This is a genomic window from Dyadobacter sandarakinus, from assembly GCF_016894445.1.
Lineage (GTDB): Bacteria > Bacteroidota > Bacteroidia > Cytophagales > Spirosomataceae > Dyadobacter > Dyadobacter sandarakinus.
Genome location: NZ_CP056775.1, coordinates 3,925,577 through 3,946,435, shown reverse-complemented (window position 1 = coordinate 3,946,435; position 20,859 = coordinate 3,925,577). Strand labels below are relative to the sequence as shown.

20 protein-coding genes are annotated in these 20,859 nt (G+C 47.2%); 11 read left to right on the top strand and 9 right to left on the bottom strand.

The window, feature by feature from the left end; translation table 11 throughout:
- The 4 genes from HWI92_RS15890 to HWI92_RS15875 all read right to left on the bottom strand — a co-directional run bounded on the left by HWI92_RS15890 (position 1) and on the right by HWI92_RS15875 (position 3,573).
- Positions 1-891, bottom strand: a complete 891-nt coding sequence (locus HWI92_RS15890) for a PPK2 family polyphosphate kinase (RefSeq protein WP_204657089.1) — start codon at positions 889-891, stop codon at positions 1-3.
- Positions 892-917: 26 nt separating this feature from the next.
- Positions 918-1,502, bottom strand: a complete 585-nt coding sequence (gene rdgB, locus HWI92_RS15885) for an RdgB/HAM1 family non-canonical purine NTP pyrophosphatase (protein WP_204657087.1) — start codon at positions 1,500-1,502, stop codon at positions 918-920.
- Between the two features lie 88 nt (positions 1,503-1,590).
- The gene (locus tag HWI92_RS15880; protein WP_204657085.1) at positions 1,591-2,490 is read right to left on the bottom strand and encodes an FKBP-type peptidyl-prolyl cis-trans isomerase; all 900 of its coding nucleotides are present in this window, start codon (positions 2,488-2,490) and stop codon (positions 1,591-1,593) included.
- 48 nt (positions 2,491-2,538) lie between these two features.
- Positions 2,539-3,573 carry a DHH family phosphoesterase gene (locus tag HWI92_RS15875; protein WP_204657083.1) on the bottom strand — a complete coding sequence of 345 codons (1,035 nt, stop codon included), beginning with the start codon at positions 3,571-3,573 and terminating at the stop codon, positions 2,539-2,541.
- A gap of 194 nt (positions 3,574-3,767) precedes the next feature.
- On the opposite strand from HWI92_RS15875, the gene HWI92_RS15870 reads away from it, so the two are divergent.
- Complete coding sequence (locus HWI92_RS15870) at positions 3,768-4,187, top strand: nucleoside-diphosphate kinase (protein ID WP_204657081.1); 420 nt, start codon at positions 3,768-3,770, stop codon at positions 4,185-4,187.
- Positions 4,188-4,253: 66 nt separating this feature from the next.
- Here the strand turns inward: HWI92_RS15870 and HWI92_RS15865 are convergent, their stop codons facing one another.
- On the bottom strand, positions 4,254-4,769 hold the full coding sequence (locus tag HWI92_RS15865; RefSeq protein ID WP_204657079.1) for a fasciclin domain-containing protein: 516 nt from the start codon (positions 4,767-4,769) through the stop codon (positions 4,254-4,256).
- Between the two features lie 133 nt (positions 4,770-4,902).
- Here HWI92_RS15865 and HWI92_RS15860 point away from each other — a divergent pair, with 133 nt between their 5' ends.
- From HWI92_RS15860 to HWI92_RS15825, 8 genes are all read left to right on the top strand, one after another.
- A complete protein-coding gene (locus HWI92_RS15860) occupies positions 4,903-5,499 on the top strand; it encodes a 3-keto-disaccharide hydrolase (RefSeq protein WP_229249399.1) in 597 nt (198 codons plus the stop codon).
- A 176-nt stretch (positions 5,500-5,675) separates the two neighbouring features.
- Positions 5,676-7,124, top strand: a complete 1,449-nt coding sequence (locus HWI92_RS15855) for a histidine kinase (protein WP_204657075.1) — start codon at positions 5,676-5,678, stop codon at positions 7,122-7,124.
- The gene (locus HWI92_RS15850) at positions 7,108-7,884 is read left to right on the top strand and encodes a LytR/AlgR family response regulator transcription factor (RefSeq protein WP_204657073.1); all 777 of its coding nucleotides are present in this window, start codon (positions 7,108-7,110) and stop codon (positions 7,882-7,884) included. Before HWI92_RS15855 ends, HWI92_RS15850 begins: the two co-directional genes overlap by 17 nt.
- A gap of 317 nt (positions 7,885-8,201) precedes the next feature.
- Positions 8,202-8,966 carry an undecaprenyl pyrophosphate synthase gene (gene uppS, locus HWI92_RS15845; protein ID WP_204657072.1) on the top strand — a complete coding sequence of 255 codons (765 nt, stop codon included), beginning with the start codon at positions 8,202-8,204 and terminating at the stop codon, positions 8,964-8,966.
- A gap of 71 nt (positions 8,967-9,037) precedes the next feature.
- Complete coding sequence (gene bamA / locus HWI92_RS15840) at positions 9,038-11,566, top strand: outer membrane protein assembly factor BamA (protein ID WP_204664616.1); 2,529 nt, start codon at positions 9,038-9,040, stop codon at positions 11,564-11,566.
- Between the two features lie 52 nt (positions 11,567-11,618).
- A complete protein-coding gene (locus HWI92_RS15835) occupies positions 11,619-12,263 on the top strand; it encodes an OmpH/Skp family outer membrane protein (RefSeq protein ID WP_204657071.1) in 645 nt (214 codons plus the stop codon).
- 11 nt (positions 12,264-12,274) lie between these two features.
- Complete coding sequence (locus tag HWI92_RS15830) at positions 12,275-12,922, top strand: OmpH/Skp family outer membrane protein (protein WP_204657070.1); 648 nt, start codon at positions 12,275-12,277, stop codon at positions 12,920-12,922.
- A gap of 281 nt (positions 12,923-13,203) precedes the next feature.
- Positions 13,204-14,802, top strand: coding sequence for a hypothetical protein (locus HWI92_RS15825; protein ID WP_204657069.1), 1,599 nt, complete (start codon positions 13,204-13,206; stop codon positions 14,800-14,802).
- Positions 14,803-14,807: 5 nt separating this feature from the next.
- On the opposite strand, the gene HWI92_RS15820 is transcribed toward HWI92_RS15825, so the two are convergent.
- Both HWI92_RS15820 and HWI92_RS15815 read right to left on the bottom strand, forming a co-directional pair.
- Positions 14,808-15,551 carry a lipoprotein signal peptidase gene (locus tag HWI92_RS15820; RefSeq protein WP_204657067.1) on the bottom strand — a complete coding sequence of 248 codons (744 nt, stop codon included), beginning with the start codon at positions 15,549-15,551 and terminating at the stop codon, positions 14,808-14,810.
- A gap of 45 nt (positions 15,552-15,596) precedes the next feature.
- Entirely contained in the window at positions 15,597-16,799 is a 1,203-nt protein-coding gene (locus HWI92_RS15815; RefSeq protein WP_204657065.1) for a proline dehydrogenase family protein, read from the bottom strand.
- Between the two features lie 186 nt (positions 16,800-16,985).
- Between HWI92_RS15815 and HWI92_RS15810 the strand changes: the two genes are divergently transcribed.
- Positions 16,986-18,080 carry a chorismate mutase gene (locus HWI92_RS15810; protein ID WP_204657063.1) on the top strand — a complete coding sequence of 365 codons (1,095 nt, stop codon included), beginning with the start codon at positions 16,986-16,988 and terminating at the stop codon, positions 18,078-18,080.
- A 71-nt stretch (positions 18,081-18,151) separates the two neighbouring features.
- Here HWI92_RS15810 and HWI92_RS15805 read toward each other — a convergent pair whose 3' ends face one another.
- Positions 18,152-18,751: a thymidine kinase gene (locus tag HWI92_RS15805; RefSeq protein WP_204657061.1), complete on the bottom strand. Its 600-nt coding sequence runs from the start codon at positions 18,749-18,751 to the stop codon at positions 18,152-18,154.
- Between the two features lie 101 nt (positions 18,752-18,852).
- Here HWI92_RS15805 and HWI92_RS15800 point away from each other — a divergent pair, with 101 nt between their 5' ends.
- A complete protein-coding gene (locus HWI92_RS15800; RefSeq protein ID WP_204657059.1) occupies positions 18,853-19,962 on the top strand; it encodes a DUF8457 domain-containing protein in 1,110 nt (369 codons plus the stop codon).
- A gap of 38 nt (positions 19,963-20,000) precedes the next feature.
- Here the strand turns inward: HWI92_RS15800 and HWI92_RS15795 are convergent, their stop codons facing one another.
- Positions 20,001-20,849 carry a hydroxymethylglutaryl-CoA lyase-like TIM-barrel protein gene (locus HWI92_RS15795; RefSeq protein WP_204657057.1) on the bottom strand — a complete coding sequence of 283 codons (849 nt, stop codon included), beginning with the start codon at positions 20,847-20,849 and terminating at the stop codon, positions 20,001-20,003.
- Positions 20,850-20,859: the final 10 nt, after the last annotated feature.

Below are 20,859 nucleotides of genomic sequence, written 5' to 3'. Positions count from 1 at the left end.
TCATTGCTCATTTTGTGCATTGATGACATCAATAAAGTGATGGAGTTCCTCGGAACGTGCCTGATCTTCCGGCGGAAAGTCCATCTTCATCTTTTTGAGTTCGGCGGTAAGGACCTTTGCAACTGTCAGCCTCATGTTTTTCTTGTCATCGGCGGGAATGACGTACCACGGAGCCTTCTTGCTGGCAGTACTGTTAATGCAATCCTGATATGCCTCCATATATTCATTCCACTTATCCCGCAACTTCACATCCTGCTCTTCAAATTTCCAGTTTTTGGACGGGTCCTGAATACGTTCAATCAACCGCTCGGCCTGCTCTTCTTTTGATACATGCAGAAAGAACTTAATGACCCTGATACCATTCCGGTGCAGGTATTTTTCCAGATGCCGGATGTCTGAGTAGCGCTGCTTCCAGAGTTTCGGCAGATCGCTTGTCAACTCTGCAGGAAGGCGCTGTGCATTGATCAGGATGCTGGGGTCAACTTTCACGACCAGTACTTCCTCGTAGTAGCTGCGGTTAAAAATGGTAATCGTTCCCCGCTGCGGCAGCACTACATTGCTTCTCCACAGAAAATCATGTGAAAGCTCGGTTTCAGTAGGTCTTTTGAATGAATGGATTTTAACGCCTACCGGATTTACGCCCGACAATACGTGTTTGATGGTGCCATCCTTTCCCGCTGCATCCATAGCCTGAAAAATGACCAGCAAGCCGTAGCGGTTGTGCGCATACATTTTACTTTGCAGCTCATCGAGCTCTTTGGCTGCATCTTCCTGCATCTGTTCGTATTCTTCCCTGCTCTCATAAATGTCGGGAAAGCGGGTTTTTGTTTTTTTGATATCAAACTTGCGGGTACCGTCGTAGCGGTGATCTTCCAGATTAAACTTGGACATAACTGGCGTGGTTTGTTGATGAACTTCTAGTTTTCCTGTTTGTCTTTCAAAAACTCTACCAGCTTTGCAAAGGCACGTCCGCGATGGCTCAATGCAGCTTTTTCCTGCATGCTCATCTGTGCAAAAGTAACTTCAAAACCTTCCGGCATGAAAACAGGGTCATATCCGAATCCCTGGTCGCCTCTTTTCTCTGAAATGATGGTTCCGTTGATAGTTCCTTCAAACTGCTGATAATCCCCATTGATACACAATGTGATTACTGTGATAAAGCGAGCGCTACGATCGTCGAATGGTGCCAGATTTTGCAGCAGCAGGTTCATGTTATCGTCGGGCATACGCTGAGGGCCCGCATACCGGGCAGACATTACGCCCGGCTCACCGCCAAGCGCCTCCACTTCCAGGCCGGTATCGTCCGCAAAGCAGTTAATGCCAAAGTTTTCCCAGACGTACCTTGCTTTTCCTACCGAGTTTTCACTGATGGTTTCGTAAGGTTCCGGAATGTCATCGTAGCAGCCGATTTGTTCAAGTGTTACCAGCTTGAACTCCTGTCCGAGCATAGCCTGTATTTCCTGTAGTTTGTTGGCGTTGTTGGTTGCAAAGCAAAGTTTCATACTTGATCTTCTGGTTTAATCCTGGTGCATTTTACATAAAAAAAGCGGCTGCCTGGTAAAGCAGCCGCTCTTATAAAGCTATAATGGATTATCTCGCCGGCATCTGAGGAGCAGCTGGACGAGCCTGGCCTTTGCTGAAATCGATCAGTTCCATTTCAAACTGTAGTACAGAGTTACCCGGAATTGGGCCGTAAGCCTCAGGTCCGTAGCCGAGCCCGGAAGGAACCAGCAAAAGACCTTTTTCACCTTTTTTCATCAGCATAATGCCTTCTTCCCAGCCTGGGATTACCATTCCTGTACCTACCTGAAGTTCCAGTGGTTTGCCCTGGCTTTTAGAGCTGTCAAACTCTTTTCCGTCCAGAAACTTGCCTGTGTAATGTACTTTCACATTGTCACCAGCAGTCGGGCTTGGGCCTGTTCCTTCGGTTTGCGGCACATAAGTAAGGCCCGAAGCTGTTTTCCGTGCCTTGCCTTTCAGGTTATTTTTGGTAAGATATTCGTCGATAATTTTGGCATCGATCGCTTTTTGCTTCACTCCTGCATCAGCCTGCTGCTTCTGGAATTCTTCAGATGTCAGTATGCTCAATACCTTCACTGTAAAACTCAGTTCAGAGCCTTTTTTGATCATAGGAGGCATCTGCTGCCCGATTTTTGAAAACAAAGTATCTGCATTGATCAGGAACTTGGCGCTGTCACCTGTTGAAAGCAAAGTAAGTCCCTCTTCAAAGCTTCCTTTGTACGGACCAGCCTGCAATACCATTTTTACAGGGTTTTTATCTTTATAAGTATCGCGCAGTGTCGAGTCTGTTCCGTTTTTCAATACAAGATGAAAAGAAATAATGTCTCCCAGCTTTGCTTTGCGGGCATCATCGTCGTGTTCAAAAAGCTGGTACTTCAGTCCGTTTTCGGTAACCTGTGTGCGGTATTTGTTGCAAGCGGCTGCGAGGATAGTTATGCCGATCGCATAACCGATTGTTTTAAATTTCATTTTTTTGAATTTTGTAATACGGATAAAAATTGAAGTGGATTGTCTACGTTAATCTACATTTAAAAGTTCTTGCTGATAATCCGGAAGAATGCTGAGGAAATAGTCGAGTGTTTCATTTACCGGCTTTTCAGATCTTCCGCCGGATGCATTCTTATGGCCGCCTCCGCTAAAGTGAGCGCTGGCAAGGTCTCTTACCGAGAATGTACCTACTGAGCGAAACGATATTTTTACCTCTCCCTTACGCTCAATGAACATGGCCGACATGACCACGTTTTCGACCTGCAGGCCATAATTGACAATGCCTTCGGTCTCTCCGGTACTGGAATTGAATTTCTGTAACTCGGCCTCCGTAAGCACCATGTAGGCTGTCCGGAACTGAGGGAGCACAGTTAGTTTTTGTGAAAGTACATAGCCCAGGAACTGCAGGCGCGACAAAGGTGCATTGTCGTAAATCATCCTGTGTACCCTGCTCGAATCAAATCCTGTACGCATCAGCGCAGCCACGGCCAAGTGTACAGCCGGCGTAACATTCCCGTGCCGGAATGATCCGGTATCGGTCATAATGCCTGCATACAGGCACTCAGCCATCGGAATGTCAAAAATCTCTTCTGCCGGTGCATGGTTTTCCATTTCACAAACCAGCTCATATACAAGTTGTGCGGTAGCTGCGGCCGCCGTGTCCCAGAACATCCATTTGGCAAAATGTTCCGGTTCAAGGTGATGGTCGATCATCAGCTTGGGGGCAGCAGCATCTGCTACCACCCTGCCCAGATCTTTGAGCCGGGAAAGTGCAGAGAAATCGAGGCAGCAAATAAGGGTAGCCTGCTCAATCTTGCGCTTGCATTTGACTTGCTCGCCAGCCTTTTCATAAATCATGACATGCTCGATGCCGGAAAGCCATTTGAGGTTGGCAGCATACTCCGTAGGGCTGATCACTGTTACTTCATGTCCTTTCCGGGTGAGGTAGCTGGCCCAGCCAAGTGACGAGCCCAGCGCGTCGGCGTCCGGGTCCCGGTGCATCGTAACGATGATTTTCTGCGGGTTGGACAAAAAAGAGCAAAGCTCTTCAAGAGATTGATTCACAGTTGCTTACTACGGAAAGGAATTACTTGGACTTCATTGAGTCCACAAAATTAACAAAAGTGTTGGGATTTGCTTACTAAGGCATCATAAAGGCTGATTTTCAGCGCCGATTTGTCGCAGGGGCAGATAGGATCTCAAATAATCGGTGTTGCAAATTAAAGTAGTAGTTTTGCAGCAAAATAAAATCAGCAAGTATGCCAACGAATAAAACATTTACCATGATCAAGCCGGATGCCGTAAAGGATGGTAATTCCGGTTCTATTATCCAGATGATAGAAGCGGCCGGGTTCCGGATCGTTGCTTTGAAGAAAACGCAGATCAGTCAGCAGCAGGCGGGCCAGTTTTATGCTGTGCACGAAGAGCGCCCGTTTTATGAGGCTTTGTGTAAATATATGTCGTCAGGTCCGATCATCCCGATGATTCTTGAAAAGGAAAATGCAGTTGCTGACTTTCGTAAGCTGATCGGTGCAACCAATCCGGCCAATGCCGAAGATGGCACAATCCGCAAGTTGTTTGCCAAATCAATGGAAGCAAATGCCATCCATGGTTCCGACTCAGATGAAAATGCCACCATCGAAGGCAGCTTCTTTTTCAGCGGTACAGAGCAGTATTGATATTTGATAAAAATGAAAATAGCCCGGCTGAAAGCTCAGCCGGGCTATTTTTTTTATAACAAAAATTTACCGGAGTGGCACTACCACATTGTCGATCACATGGATCACGCCATTATCGGCATTCACATCATGAATGATAATTTTTGCCGCATTCACGGACACGGTACTGTCGATCTTAGTAATGAAAATCTCCCGCCCGGCCAGTGACTTCAGTTTTCCCGCTGCAAGCTGTTTGAACTCCAGGGCATTTGCTCCTACCAGGTGACTTTTCAGGAAAAGCATTGCAGAGTCCTTGGGTAAAGCAGTGATTGCGGAAGAACCGAGTATGTTCGCCCGCAGAAAAGCAGCGTTACTGGGAGCAAAAAACGTCAGCTCAGTGGTGCGCAGCGCATCCTTCATGCCGGTATAAAGGACTACATCACGGAGGATGCTGAATTGTTCATTTTCCAGAATCACATCGGTAATTGTTTTTGGCTTCACCCTGTCCTCATCCTTTTCCTGGCACGATACCATGGTCATCGAAAAAAGGGCCATCACCAAAAAAAATGCCCCTCCAAGCCTTACAGCACCATATTTTTTCATAGCTTTCCAAGTGGTTAATTTTCCCAAATCTAATGGAAAATGCATTTTGACTACATCTTCAACCGTATTTTTTAATCCTAATCTCTTACTTACTATGTTGAAATTTAAACAAATGTCTGTAATCCTTGCAGGCATGCTGCTGGTCAATTCGGCCTTTGTCGTGATGAACGAACCGGCACCCGTAGCTGCAAAAAAGCCCGTCAAAATCTTCAACGGGAAGGATCTTACCGGCTGGAAAATCAATGGTACTGAAAAATGGTTCGTGGAAAAAGGCGAACTGATCTGTGAAAGCGGCCCTGATAAGGGATACGGATATCTTACCACTAACAAGTTCTATAAAAACTTTGACCTTTCCCTGCAGTTTCTTCAGGAAGCCAATGGAAACAGCGGTGTGTTTTTCCGCTCCACGGTCGATGGTACCAAAGTGGCAGGCTGGCAGGTGGAAGTAGCACCGCCTAACCATGATACCGGAGGCGTGTATGAATCTTACGGTCGCGGCTGGCTGGTACAGATCCCCGATGAAAAGGAAGGCTTCCTGAAAATGGGAACCTGGAATACCCTGAGAATCCGGGTGAATGGCGATCAGGTTCAAACCTGGCTCAATGGTCATCCTATGGTTGACTTCAAAGATGAAAAGATAGGTGCTGCCGATGGTTCGCTGGCATTGCAGATCCACGATGGCGGCGGTATCCGCGTACGTTGGAAAAACATTGAGGTAGAGGAGCTGTAAAGCGCATACTCATGTGCATGGCGCCGCGGTTCATGACCGATAATGGATAGTTTGTCCGAATTTAGATAAAGACAGGCTTCGTGGTGGATAGCTTTGTATTGTGCCCGTCACAGTAGGCTGTCAGCCACGAAGCTTTTTTATTTAAACCAGAAACGTAACCCGAAATCGCCGTGAGTATGGAAGAGAAGAAAACCAGGCCGCTGCGCATGACAGCATCCTCACTGAATGGGCGGGACTTCAGTAACATGGACCTGGAAGGTGCTGATTTCAGTTTTTCAAGCCTGCAGGGCGCAAATTTTGATGGTGCCAATCTGAAAAGTGCCACCCTGCGATTTGCCTCGCTGGACCGTACCACGTTCCGTAACACCGACCTTCGTAATGCCGACCTCAGTTTCAGCAGTATGGCAGGAGCAGATATGGGCGGTGCGAGGGTAGAAGGAGCCAATTTCAGTTTTACATCGCAGGGCAAAGCTATTTCGTGGCAGGATTTCAGCCTTATTGGTATGATCCAGAACCAGGGGTGGATAGGTACGGTGGTAGCTACGGTTCTGGGGGCGATTATACTTTATGGTATCAATGCAATCGTCTACTTTACTGCCGAAATCTACTATACCCACGAACCCGTCCGGGCCAGGCTGTACCAGTACCTGATCGGGCAAAATATTGTAGCCGGACTATTTACGGTTTTCCTGACGCTTGGCCTTACTGCCTGGCTTGATCATCTGCTCCGGAGTTTTCCGGTAAAGCATTTGCTGCTGTCGGTTTCCGTGGTTTTACTGAATATCTGCCTGAGCCTGGCGATGTACTACTTCTTCGGCGACATTGTGCAGGATTATGTATTAAAGTACCCCAATGAAAGAGCTCAAAGCGCACCCTGGTGCTGGTACATGATCGGCCCGCTGGCCATCGCCAATGTATTTTACTACCTAAGCCGCGAAGGCAAGCAGATTTCCCGGAAGATATCTGATCAGGAATTCCAGCTGCTCAATCTTGAAAAATCCAAAACCCGGGCGGAGCTGGATGCATTGCAGGCTCGCATTAACCCGCATTTTCTATATAATGCCCTCAATAGTATTGCCAGCCTGGTACACGAGGATCCCGATAAGGCAGAAGAAATGACACTGCTGCTCTCCAAGCTTTTCCGGTATACGACCGGCCGCAAGACGAATGATTACTTCAATACCATCCAGCACGAGCTGGAAATGGTCGAAACTTACCTGCAGGTTGAAAAGGTAAGGTTTGGTGACCGGCTGCGGTTTACGGTGGAGGTTGCGGATGAAAGCCTGAAAGAACTGCAGGTGCCCAAGTTCATTCTTCAGCCGATTGTGGAAAATGCAATCAAACATGGCATCGCGAAGGTAGCCGACCAGGGCAATATCGTAGTAAGGATATATGAAGAAGCCCGGGCTTTACATTTGTGTGTTCACGACAACGGACCGCTTTTTCCTGAAAATATGGGAGCAGGCTATGGAATGAGAAGTATTCAGGACAAGCTCAAACTGCTGTACGGCGAACATGCCGCCCTCGAACTGCACAACATTCCTTCCAAGTCGGTCAATATTTGCATTCAGAAACACGCCATAGAGCGGCAGCAACAATCCAGCCAACATGCAGTTCCCTCTTAAAACCATTCTCATCGACGACGAGCCGCTTGCCCTCAGCAGGCTGCGGAGGTTACTTGAAAAGCACGCCCAAACATTCAATATCGTGTCCGAAGCGAAAAACGGGGCAGAGGGTCTGCTGGAAATCGACCGGCATAATCCCGATGTTATTTTCCTGGACATTGAAATGCCGCTGCTGAACGGTTTTGAAATGCTGTCCAAGCTCACCAAAATGCCACTGGTCGTGTTTTCCACAGCATACGACCAGTACGCGATCCGGGCTTTTGAAGAAAACTCCGTCGACTACCTTTTGAAACCTGTTGAAAATGATCGCCTGCTGAAAACAATCGAGAAGATCCGTAACATCACGAGGGCCGGGGATGCTTCTGCCGAAAACCCGTATTCTGAAAACCTTTTTAAGCTCCTGGAAGCCATGAAGCCTAAAAAGGAGATTTTTTCATTGTCTGTAAAAACAGGCGACAGAATCCTTTTGATACCCCTCACAGAAATTACGCACTTTGAAGCAGAAGAAAAGTACGTATTCCTTAATACCCTCGACGGGCAGAAATACCTGCTTAATTTTACGCTTACTTCTCTTGAAGAAAAACTTCCCGGACATTATCTCCGAGTCAGCCGCGCCGGCATTGTGAACACCCACCACATCCGCGAAGTCCAAAAGCATTTCAATGGAAAATACGTGGTCACCATGCGCGACCGCAAGGCTTCGCAGCTCACCAGCGGCAGTACATACAGCGAAGTTATTCGTCATCTCCTTGATAATTAATCATCTTAGCATGGCAAAAGGGGTGAATTTAGGATTTTGAAGACGCAAGACTTATTCCTAAATTGCGCCCTTGTTTCGTTTACCTTTACAAGTAAAAGAGGTTAAACTGCTGCTCATCAAGTACTTCGTGGCATCGCTTCAACTTTTTTTCCTGGGTTGGCATGTTTCCCGGCACACTTCGGCCGTCCCGTGCGTAACTGGGAGATGAGCAAGCTGATTCCTTTTAGCCGTACCAAAGGTGAAATCCAATGGAATTGAAAAGATCCTACTATATTGTTCATTTGTTTGTTAAAAAAGGTTAAAAGGGATCACGAATAATGAAGGAGCTCATCGATACGGGCAATCTGCCAAAGCACATCGCCGTTATCATGGACGGTAACGGAAGGTGGGCCCAGAACCAGGGAGCTGCCCGCGTTTTTGGTCATCGCAACGCAATCAAAGCTGTGAGGGAAGTGACGGAGGGTTGTGCAGAGCTGGGAGTTTCTTTTTTAACGCTTTACGCATTTTCAACGGAAAACTGGGGCCGCCCTGAGTATGAGGTCAGGGCATTGATGGAGCTGCTCGTGCAGTCTATCCGGAATGAGCTGCCTACCATGCAGAAGAATAATGTAAAACTGGATACGATCGGTGACACGGACAGCCTGCCCAAAAGTTGCCGCAACCAGCTGGCTGAGGCAATTGATGAAACCCGAAGCAATACAGGGCTTAATCTGATCCTTGCATTGGGGTACAGTGGTAAATGGGACCTTGCCCAGGCAACCCGCAAGCTGGCAGACGAAGTGAAGGCCGGAACACTTTTACCTGGTGAAATCAATGAAGAAATGATCGCGGCTCAACTCTCGACCGGCCAGCGACCCGACGTGGACTTGATGCTCAGGACCGGCGGGGATCATCGGATCAGCAACTTTCTCCTATGGCAGCTGGCTTATGCCGAGCTGTATTTCTATGAAAATCTTTTTTGGCCGGACTTCCGGCGTGAACATCTTTATGAAGCCATCGTTTCTTTCCAGAACAGGGAAAGGCGTTTTGGCAAAACCGGAGATCAGGTAAAAGCAAATAGTGCTAAGAGTAAAACAACATGAACCTTCTGATTAATTTGAAAAAAGCATTAGCACATTTTAAGCTTTTCCTTCCCATTTTCCTGCTCACCTGTATGGGAGCGCAGGCTCAGCGCGTGGGAATCGGTACAGGAGCCCGGGGTGCCAGTGCGCCCACTAACCTCGGCATTGACCCGGAAAATCCCAAAGAGTATACCATTGCAGAAGTAACTGTATCAGGTACACAATTCCTTGATCCCAACTCCATGATCTCCATTTCCGGACTTAAACCGGGTGACAAGATTCGTGTGCCGGGTCCGGGTATTACATCTTCCATCAAGAAAATGATGGATTTCGGAACATTGGATGATGTTGAGATTCTTGCTACGAAAGTGCAGGATGATAAAGTATGGCTGAACATCCATATCAAGGAACGGCCGCGTCTTTATAAGGTTTCGTTTTCAGGAGTTCGTAAAGGAGAACGGGAGACACTTAATGATAAGGTGAAACTGATCAAAGGTCGCGTGATCACGCCTACGGTGATCAAGAACACGCAGCTTGTCATCAAGAAATATTACATGGATAAAGGTTTTTACAACACCAAAGTGAAGGTGCTGCAGATTCCCGATTCCACCCGCGGACAGGCTACGCTGAACTTTGCTATTACAAAAGGCAAAAAAGTTAAGATTTCGAAAATCAGTATTGAAGGAAATACTGCGATCAGCGATAAAATGCTGAAACGCAAGATGAAAGGTACCAAGCAAAAACGCATTGGCCGCCTTTTTAATCCTTCCAAGTATGTACCCAAAAAGTACGATGAGGACAAGGAAAAACTGATCGCTTACTACCGCAAAAATGGTTACCGCGATGCTACCATAGAATTTGATACCATTAAAAATGGTGACGAGACCATCAGCATTGACATGCGCATTGATGAAGGTCCCAAGTACTATTTCCGCGATATCAGCTGGTCGGGTAATTATCTTTATACCAATGCCCAGCTGAGCGAAAGGCTGGGGGTAAAAAAGGGCGACGTTTACAACCCTGAAGAGCTGGATAAAAAGATCAATGGTATTCCGGGCTCGGATGTGAGTTCCTTGTACATGGACGACGGATACCTGTACTTCCGCATCGATCCCGTCGAAAGAGCCGTGGAAGGTGATTCTATCGATATCGAACTGCGGATGTTTGAGGGCAAGCAGGCTACGATCAACCGCATTTTGCTGAATGGAAATACCAAGACCAGCGACCGGGTGGTACTGCGCGAGCTATTCACTTTGCCGGGCCAGAAGTTTAGTAAAACTGAAATCATCAACACCCAGCGGCAACTTGCCCAGATGGGCTATTTTGACCCGGAGAAAATCCAGATCAATCCTATCCCCAACCAGGGTGACGGTACCGTAGATATTGAATATTCAGTTGAGGAAAAACCTTCTGACCAGATCGAGCTTTCCGGTGGATGGGGTGGATACATCGGATTTGTAGGTACGCTGGGACTTGTGTTCAATAACTTTTCTCTGAAAAACATTCCTAACCGGGAAACCTGGCGGCCACTGCCTTCGGGTGACGGACAGAAGCTGTCGTTGCGATTCCAGGCAAATGGTAAGCAGTACCAGACCTACTCTTTGTCTTTCAGTGAGCCATGGCTGGGCGGGAAGAAACCCATTAATTTCGGGGTTTCACTGCAGCGTACTGTATACCGTCTGACGGATTACAGTTCTATTTACGGCAACCTTTATGGAAATGGTTCTAATTCACGGTCTATCAATTACCGGGGCGGATACTATAACAATGGTATCACCTTCTCGTTGGGTCGTCGTCTGAAAGAACCGGATCGTTACCTGGTGATGTCGCACTCGCTTTCATTGCAGCGGTACCGCCTGGACAGCCTTGATATATTCCGGATCGGTTATAGTTCGGGTATCTCAAACAACATATCGTTCAATACCACCATTTCAAGAAATACGCTGAGCGATTTCCAATTCCCGAGAAATGGTAGCAATATATCTCTGAGCGCAACTTTCACGCCACCTTATTCTATATTCCGGAAAAAGGATTTCAGCGACGTAACCGATACCTATCGCTGGGTAGAATATCATAAATGGATGTTTGATGCGAGTTACTATGCAACGATTACCGGAAAGCTGGTACTGAGCGCAAGAACGCACATGGGTTTCCTGGGGGCTTATGGCAACAAGGTTGGGTATAGTCCATTCGGCCGCTTTATCGTGGGTGGGTCCGGATTGGCAGGTCAGGGTTCGTTCTCACTGGCTGACCAGGATATCATCGGATTAAGAGGTTACCAGGATCAGAAAGTAGGACCGCTTGCAGCGAATGGTTATCCGGCATCGGGTGGCGGTATTGTCTACAACAAATATGTAATGGAACTTCGCTATCCGGTTTCCCTCAATCCGCAGGCTACAATTTTCATCCTGGGTTTTGCCGAAGGGGGTAACAACTGGGGAACTTACAAGGAGTTCAATCCATTCGATCTGAAACGTTCAGCAGGGGTAGGAGCCAGGATATTTATGCCTGCATTTGGTTTGCTGGGTATCGACTGGGGTTATGGATTTGATAAAATCCAGGGTTCGCCTACACGCAGCGGACCTCAGTTCCACTTTACAATCGGCCAGCAGATCAGATAATATTGTTCACGGCGTATTCGTTAAGAAGTTTGCAAATTATGAAGAGCCTCGCATGAATAAGTTTTTTATTTTACTAGTTTTGTCAATTCTATATGGATCAGTGACATCCGCTCAGAAAATCGGGTACACTGATATGGAGTTCATCACAAGTAAAATGCCCGAGTACCAGGCAGCACAGGCCGAAATGAAGAAGTTTTCGGAAAGCTGGGCAAAAGAAATCCAGGATAAGTTTGCTGAAATTGACCGCATGCAGCGCGCCTACATGGCAGAGGAAATACTGCTTACTGAGGAGCTGAAACGGAAACGTCAGGGCGAAATCCGGGAGAAAGAGCTGGAAGCCGGGGAGTACAACAGCAAGATCTTCGGAATGGAGGGATTGTTATTTCAGAAGAAAAAGGAGCTGATGAAGCCGGTACTTGAGAAGGTACAGCGTGCAGTAACCAAAGTCTGCAGTCAGCGGAGGCTGGATTTCATGTTTGACAAATCCAGTGATGTGGGCATGTTGTTTACCAATCCCAAGCACGATTATTCTGACTACGTGCTCGAAGAGCTTGGAATTGATCTGAAAGGAAACAAAACGGCGAGTAATGATAAAGTAGTGCCGGCCGACCAGCCTGAACCTGCTTCGGGCACTACTACCAGGCAAAGCAACGCACCGAAATCAAAACAAAAGAGTACAACCAATAAACTTAAATAAGTAACAAAACAATGAAACAAAAATTGATGGCTATTTTGGTTTTGACGACCATCATCTCCACCCCTCTTTTAGCTCAGACCACCCCTGCAAGCGGAAGTTCAAAAATTGCTTATACGAATGTGGACTATATTCTTGGCCGCCTGCCCGAAAGCAAGGTGATCCAAAATCAACTCGAAGTAACCAAAGCACAGCTGGATAAAGCATTGCAGGAAACTTACAAGGAAGCACAGGAGAAATACGAGGCGTACCAGAAAAATGGAGCCAATATGACGGACGTAATCCGGGCTGATAAGGAGAAGGAATTGCAGAATCTGCAAACCCGTATTCAGGAAATGCAGTCAAATGCACAGACATCGCTTCAAACCAAACAATCCCAATTGCTTGAACCGGTTTTGAATAAAATCAATGGTGCAATCCAGGAAGTTGGTAAAGAAAATGGTTTCCTGTATATCCTGAACATGGACGCAGGTGCCGGCTCAACCCCGATCATCCTTTACGCAGCATCCGAAGAGCTGAATGCCAGCAACCTGATCCTGAAAAAATTGGGTGTGGACCCTGACAAGGTGGATGCCGCTCCGGCAGCAACAACACCATCAGCTACAAAGCCAGCAGCAACAACGCCGGCTACTACTCCGGCGGCAACTCCTAAGAAAAAATAAGGAACAGTCAGCTGAACTTAAAATACCGGCAAACGGTCTTTCCAAAGACAGTTTGCCGGTATTTGCTTTTTAGAAGCAAAGAAAAGTATATCCTGCTTAAATCATATTTTCAGGAAAGTTGCATTCGCTGGAAAAGTGCAAGGCATGCAGGCGCAGTTTTTTTGAAACGTGCATTGTTCAATTTTAAAGGCGATCACAGCGCATTCTATACGCTATTTACTAGTTTTGCGTTCTGATCGAAGCATTCTTCAACCCTTTGGATTAATTACATTATCGACGTTATGACTATTACTGATATTCATAAATTACTGATATTTTTTGCCGGTATTCTTCTCGCCAATCAGTCGCACGCGCAGGATAATATCAAGACCACGACGTCAGGACCATTACAAATTATCTTCCCCACAGAGTCGGAATGGAATGTGCTGCAGGAGGGAAAGGAGATCAACTTTCATTTACAAACTAAAGGCGGCAAAAGTGACTCTGTCAGGTACTCCATTGCCAGCGGGCTTGCCAAGGATATGAAATTCGATTCGCTCGGGCATTTCGTATGGACGCCGGGATATGAGATTGCAGACCGCATTAATACGGTTAAATCATTTCCGGTGATCTTTGAGGCGCAAAATACGGCCGGAGAAACCGCTTCCCGCGAAGTGATTTTTAAAGTAATGCACGTAAACCAGCCACCGCAAGTGGATGAGCTCCGCCCATTTTACGTCCAGTATAAAACCCAGAATGTATATAAAATCGACATGGCCGCCGTACGTGATCCCGACGGCGATCCGATCGTTTTTGTGCCGATCCTGGAAGAAATGCCGGAGGGGATGAAGCTGAGTGCCGCGGGTGAGATCATCTGGGATCCGTCGGTGAATCAATTTACTGTGCTTAGGAAAGGGGCTAAGTACATGGAATTCTATGTTGAAGATCAGCCTTCAAAAACCCGTACGAAAGGTCGCCTGAAATTGGAAATTACGCAGATGGACCTCGCACCCGACTTTACGATCATTCCGCAGAATACAGTGATACGGAGTGCCGAAAACAACCGGATCAATCTGCGATTTACATTGTCGGACCCAAATGGGGAAGACGATATCTCGACTTTCAATTTCATTTCGGAAAACAAGAGAGTGCCTGCCGAAGCTTTGGTAAAGAACACACCAACAAGCTACGAGTTTATATGGGAGCCGGGTTTTGAATTTGTAAAGGATCCTTTTGATACGCTTGCATTCAACATTACCTTTTATGTGCTTGATAAGGCGCAGAACAAAAAAGAAAAGTCTGTGCGCTTTGTTATAAAAAACACCGTGGACGAGAGTGTGCGTGACGCTTACGTGTACAACCTGTATCGTGGTGCATTAATAAACGCCTGGAACCTTTTGGAACAAATGACCGAGAAAGAGGGGGAATTGAAAAAGGCTTATGCCAGGGCAAAAAAAGGAAAACGTAGTCGCTCGCTTGTCAATGCATCATTAGGTGCAACTACGGGTTTAGCACCTGTAATTGCGAAAACAGACCAGAATGTACGCGGGTATATCACAACAATCGGGGGTACCACTGTCGCTACTGTGGGTACCTTGGAAGCTACTGAGGTAATCGGAAAGTCTGTAAACGGATTATTGGATCGCTTCAATTATGTAATGCAAAAGAAAAATGAACTGCAGAACAAAGGCGATGTTTTTGCGAGAGAATACGGCCAGAAATCGGCCAGAAGGTCGCCGGATTTCATACGTAAGCTTGACGAATTTAAGTCACTGATGAACCTGAGCGGATTGGTTGCACTGGAACTGGACGCGAATTGGGAGAGCAAAAAAGAAGCGACAGATGCCGCTTTGAAGAAATCATTCAGAGATTTTATACCACTTGCAAAAGACGAGAGCTAGTCATATTACCTGACTTCGTCCCGCTTATCTTTTTCATTCTCCACTTCCGTCGATGGCAGAAGTGGAGTTTCTGTTTCCGGGTGATGCATGGAAGTTCCGGCGAGTGTCTCATTAACTTCGCCCAGCTGCTCCGAGGTTGCTTCGTGTTCTTCGTGGTCCTGATCATGATGCGTAGCAAAGCTTCCCTGGAAGATCAAGATGCTGCACACACCCAGGAAAATACAGGAGTCCGCAATATTAAAAATAGGCGTAGAATAGTACTGGCCACCCCATACCGGCACCCAGTCGGGAATAAAGCCCTCCCAGAAATCCACAAAAATCATATCAATAACTTGTCCGTGAAACCAGGGTGTAGGCGAGCCGTAAGGAGCATTGTCGAGCAGGACACCATAAAAGGTACTGTCAATCACGTTTCCGACAGCTCCGGCCAGGATCATAGATAATGCCCACAGCAAGCCCTGTGCAGCTCCGGTACGGGCTAGATGTACAAGGTACCAGCCGATTGCAAACATGGCAACCAGCCTGAAAAGTGTCAGGAACAGCTTGCCGTATTCATGCCCCAGTTGCATTCCAAAAGCCATTCCCGGATTCAGTACATAGTGCAACTTCAGCCAGTTGCCTATCAACCCGATCTGTCCGGAGAAGCCCGGCTGCATATAATGGTGCACCAGCAGCTTGGAAGCCTGGTCAATTACAATCAGCAGCAGACTAAATAGCAAAAAGGGAAGCGGGTTTCTCGACTTGATCATCGGGTGTTTTGCAATATTTTTTTCAATGCGAAGGTAACAAGTTAGTTATAAAGAACTGATTCCTCTCCGTTTCAATTCACTTTTAACCAACAAAAACTCCCTGCTGCTCTGTCCGGCAATGGAGGTATTTTCGGCGGCCCGCCTGATGAGGTAGGGGAGTACTGCGTCGATGGGGCCATAGGGTACATATTTGGCAACATTGTAGCCGGCCTTGGCAAGATTGAATGAAATATTATCACTCATGCCGAGTAATTGTGCAAACCAGATGCGCTCGTCATCTTTCTTAATGCCTAATTTCAGCATTTTTGCAGCGCAGTACTGGGAGCTGTATTCATTGTGGGTACCCAGGCAAATGGAGATATATTCCAGGTGATCAAGGCAGAAGTCGATCGCCAGATTGTAATCGTCGTCAGTAGCCTCTTTCGAGACGTGAATGGGATTAAAGTACTCGTTTTCACGGGCCCGCAGCTGCTCTTTTTCCATATAAGCTCCCCGCACCAGCTTTCCTCCCAGGTAATAACCCTGCTGGCGCGCCACAAGATATGCCGTTTTCAGGCCATCGAGCGTGTCGTGCCGGTAAAGCTGATAGGTGTTGTAAACAATCGCTTTTTCCCGATTGAACTTCTCCATCATCTGGTAGGCAAGTGTGTCGATGATGCCCTGCAGCCAACTTTCTTCCGCATCTATAAAAATGCGTACGTTCTTTTCGTAAGCAAATGCACAAAGTTTTTCAACGCGCTGGCGAACGCGTTCAAAAGCTTCCTTCTCGTTTTCACTAAGCGAATCGTGGCGTTGTACCTTTTCCAGGATCTCCGAAGAGGCAAGGCCGGTAACTTTAAAAACCGAAAACGGGATGGTGCGGGAAGCGGCTGCTTTTTCTATCGTTCTGAGGATTTCAGCCGTCGTTTCGTCAAAGCTGCTTTCCTTGTCTTCACCCTCCACCGAGTAGTCCAGAATGGTGCCGATTCCGGACCTTCCAAGCATGTCAATGGTAGGGTCGCAATCGTTAATTGTCTCACCACCACAGAATTGTTCAAATATGGTGGCGCGGATCAGATTTTTTACCGGTAAGTTCAGTTTTAGTGCGAGCTTTATAAAAAAAGTGCCTAAATTTACCACCCGGGCCTGATTCATGAGGCTGAACAGCCAATACGTTTTCCTCAGTTTAGCATCGGATTTGGAAGCGAAAGCGACTGAAGTATCTTCAAAAAATACAGGTATTTGATCTTTTGGTGAAGAAGAAGCCATTTTTATTGCACGTTTTTCTGCATGATTACCTGAAAATTTCACTTGCGAATCATAGCCAGAACAATACGTTTGAACAGGTAACGCGAACCGTTTTTATATCAAATGTACGGTCAATCATATAAATACACATACTACAGGGTTCAAAATTATTAGTTATCAATTATTATCAAGGACAAGTTTTTGAATATGAACGCTTCTTTAGATATCCTTCCGTTAAGCAGTTGGATCAATACCGGGGGTAAGCCGCTGGTAATCGCCGGGCCTTGCAGCGCAGAGACCGAGGAACAAATGTTAGAAACCGCAAGCCAGATCAGGGAAGAAGGATTTGCCCATGTGATCCGCGCGGGCATTTGGAAACCGAGAACCCGGCCGGGAAGCTTCGAAGGAATGGGAGAAGCTGCATTGCCGTGGCTTCAGCAGGTAAAAAAAGAAACCGGTCTGCCGGTTGCTGTTGAAGTGGCTACGCCCCAGCACATTGAGCTTGCATTGAAATATGGTGTTGATATCCTGTGGGTAGGTGCCCGTACAACGGTTAACCCCTTCAATGTACAGGAACTGGCCGACGCACTGAAAGGCATTGATGTTCCCGTATTGGTCAAAAATCCTGTGAATCCTGATCTCCAACTATGGATCGGTGCACTGGAACGTTTGAACCAGGCTGGCGTCAAAAAACTCGGTGCAATTCACCGTGGATTTTCAAATGCGCAGGAAACGAAGTTCCGTAACTCCCCGATGTGGAACATCGCTATCGAGCTGAAAACATTATTCCCTGAGCTTCCGGTAATAGGCGATCCCAGCCACATGGCGGGTAAGCGTGCATACTTGTACGAGCTGGCACAGCGTGCGCTTGATTTGCATTACGACGGGTTGATCATCGAATCGCACCGTGATCCGGACAAAGCATGGTCTGATGCGGCACAGCAGCTTACACCTGCCTCTTTGGGACAAATGTTGCACGACCTGCATGTTCGTAAAGAGTCATACGGAAGTGATTACCAGTCACAGCTGGAAATTATCCGTGGCAAAATCGATAACCTGGACCGTGAACTGCTTGAAACATTGGCTGCACGTATGTCACTGGTTGAGAAACTTGCGGAATATAAAAGAGATAATAATGTAGCTGCTTACCAGGTAGACCGTTTCCGTGAAGTTTTGGAAACACGCGCGGGTTGGGGCAAAAGCATGAACCTGTATGCAAACCTTGTGGACGAACTGTTCAAGCTGGTGCATATGGAATCCATCCGGAAACAAACCGAAGTGATGAACCAGGTGAGTGCCTAGACGCTAGCATTGCGATATATAGAAGAAGGCTGTCCGGTAGGGCAGCCTTCTTTTTTTGTTTAAACTAAATACTACAATGAATGATATGCAGCTTCTCCCAGGTTAAAGCACCTCCGGCACCGGGCTTCGTACAAGTCTGTCTCGCCCAGCAGTACTCGCTCGCTCGAAGGTGAAAGGCGGTACGAATGAGAAGCCACCTCTCCACAAACCATGCATATCGCATGCACCTTGGTTACATATTCCGCAATAGCCATCAACTGCGGCATACACCCGAAAGGTTTACCCAGATAATCCATATCCAGCCCTGCTACGATCACACGCTTTCCTGCATTTGCCAGTTCGTCACATACGGCGACTACGGATTCGTCAAAAAACTGCGCTTCATCCAGCCCCACGACCTCACAGTTGCCTGCCAGCTGACCTATTTCGGAAGCCGAAACCACCGGGATAGACGAAATTGAATTGTCATTATGCGAAACAATGTTCTCAGCGTGGTAGCGTTTATCCAAAGCTGGCTTGAAAATCTGAACTTTCTGCTTCGCGATTTTTGCCCTGTTGAGCCGGCGGATCAGTTCTTCGGTTTTACCGGAAAACATAGATCCGCAGATTACTTCGATCCACCCGTTTCTGATATTCTGGCTTCCTCTTTGGTGCGATGGTTCTACAAACATGTTTGGTGTTGAGCAGTCAGGCTTAATGCCTATTTTATATATATTTACAAATCAAACACATTTTTCTCAAACACAATTGCTGACAAAAGCTCATCTTCGTTATGCCGGATATTTTGAATTCAAACGCGCTTAACCAGTATGCTACCCGGTTTACAACCACCGTCCTGAACGAAGTTTACCGCTCGGATGATATTGTAACCGGCGCCGGTCTGCTGAAACTGACACCAGTCCGGCAGGTTAACCTGGGTATTTTGAACAGGCTTTTTGAAGAGTGGAAGCAGAATGCTGAGGCATTCAGAAGCGTTTATTTTGACTTCTCCAATGAAGAGGTAAAGGAAGCGTTGCAGGCTTTTATGAACACTGCTTCACAGCACATTGCCGTGAGGCGGTCAGACCTGGAACCACTGCTGTCGGCATCGGTGAAAGAATCGCTTGTTCTCCTGCTCACTCCCCAGCAATACTTTGAAGAAAAGATCAGGAGCGGAGATGTGGAATTTACTACGGGCAGTGCTGAACAGCTGGTCAAATACACGCACATCCACAAACCTATGGCCGAAGCACTGCTCGCCCGCCTGTCTGACAGCGGCTCGGATGCGGTATATCAGACGCAGGCTGTGGGCTGGGTATATGAACTCAAAAACAATCCGGAGCTGCTGGACGATACCGAAACAATCCTGATTGAATTCTCAGATATATTTCCCGTGAACCTTGCGGAGATCCAGGGAACTGAGGCCGGCAAGTCTGTGCCGCCGGTCGAAAAACAGGAATCAAAATCGTTTTTTGACAGTGCATTCAGTGAGGCTGATGCCGTAGCTGCCCCGCCCGTCAATAAATTCCGCACAGAAGCCGGTACTGCCGTAGCAAGTGAAGTACCGCCAAGAGCCAACACCTACGAACGTGATACGCTGAACAGCCGCTTTAAGGTAGAGCTGCCGAAGGCCAAAGAGGAGGATGCCTATGCCAAAGTACCCATGCGTGTAGAAAACCTGGCCAGCGCGATTCCATTGGGGCAGCGGTTTATGTTCATCAATCAGCTTTTTAATAAAAATACTGAGCACTTTGACAAGGCCATTTACGAGCTGGATGCCGTCAAAAGTTATGAGGAAGCCCAAAATCTGATCTGGCACCGCTATGCGTCCAAGTATGCATGGGATGTGAATGGCGAGGCAGTGACGACACTGCTGTCATTTGTAAAAAGAAAATTTGCATGAAAAAAAGGTGTGGGAAACCACACCTTTTTTGTTTGTTGCTATGCTGCAACCAGCTCCCTGAACATGCTTCGTGCTGCTTCCAGTCTGGTCAGGTCCAGGCTGAGCAGCTCGCCCCGTTCCTTTGCAAATGCAACCAGGTTTTCTGTTGCCATATTTCCGACCAGCTCGTCTTGAGCCATGGGACACCCTCCGTATCCCAGCAATGCACCATCAAAACGCCTGCACCCAGCCTGGTAAGCAGCTTCCAGCTTTGATTTCCAGTTTAATGGTGTGGAATGAAAATGCGCTCCGAATGCAATTCCGGGTCGTGAACTGATCAGGTTTGTAAACAAGTAGCGGATATCCTCCTCCCTGGCTACACCGACTGTATCGGCCAGAGAAAATATTTTTACATGAAAAACAGAAAGCCGGTCAATCCACTGTAGCACCAGTTCAGGATGCCAGATATCTCCGTAGGGGTTACCAAATCCCATTGAAATATAAATTACCAGCTCCTTTCCTGCCGCCTGACAGATTGCTGCAATGCTTTCCACTTGTTGCAGGGATGCTGCTATGCCTGCATTTGTATTCAATTTCTGAAAAGTCTCAGAGACGGAAAACGGGTAACCTACATGCGTGATCTGCCTGAATGCACAGGCTTCCCGCGCACCCCGCTCATTCGCTACGATCGCCAGAAGGCAACTTCCGGATCCTGCCATGTCCAGTGCATCTGCAATCTCAGCCGTGTCCCGCACTTGTGCAACTACTTTGGGCGACACAAAGCTTCCGAAATCAATCATATCAAATCCAACCTGCAGCAACTGGTTCAGGTACCGGACCTTATCGGCTGTTGGAATAAATGCATGAAAGCCCTGCCAGGCGTCGCGGGGGCATTCGGTTAGGACCATGTTAATTAGT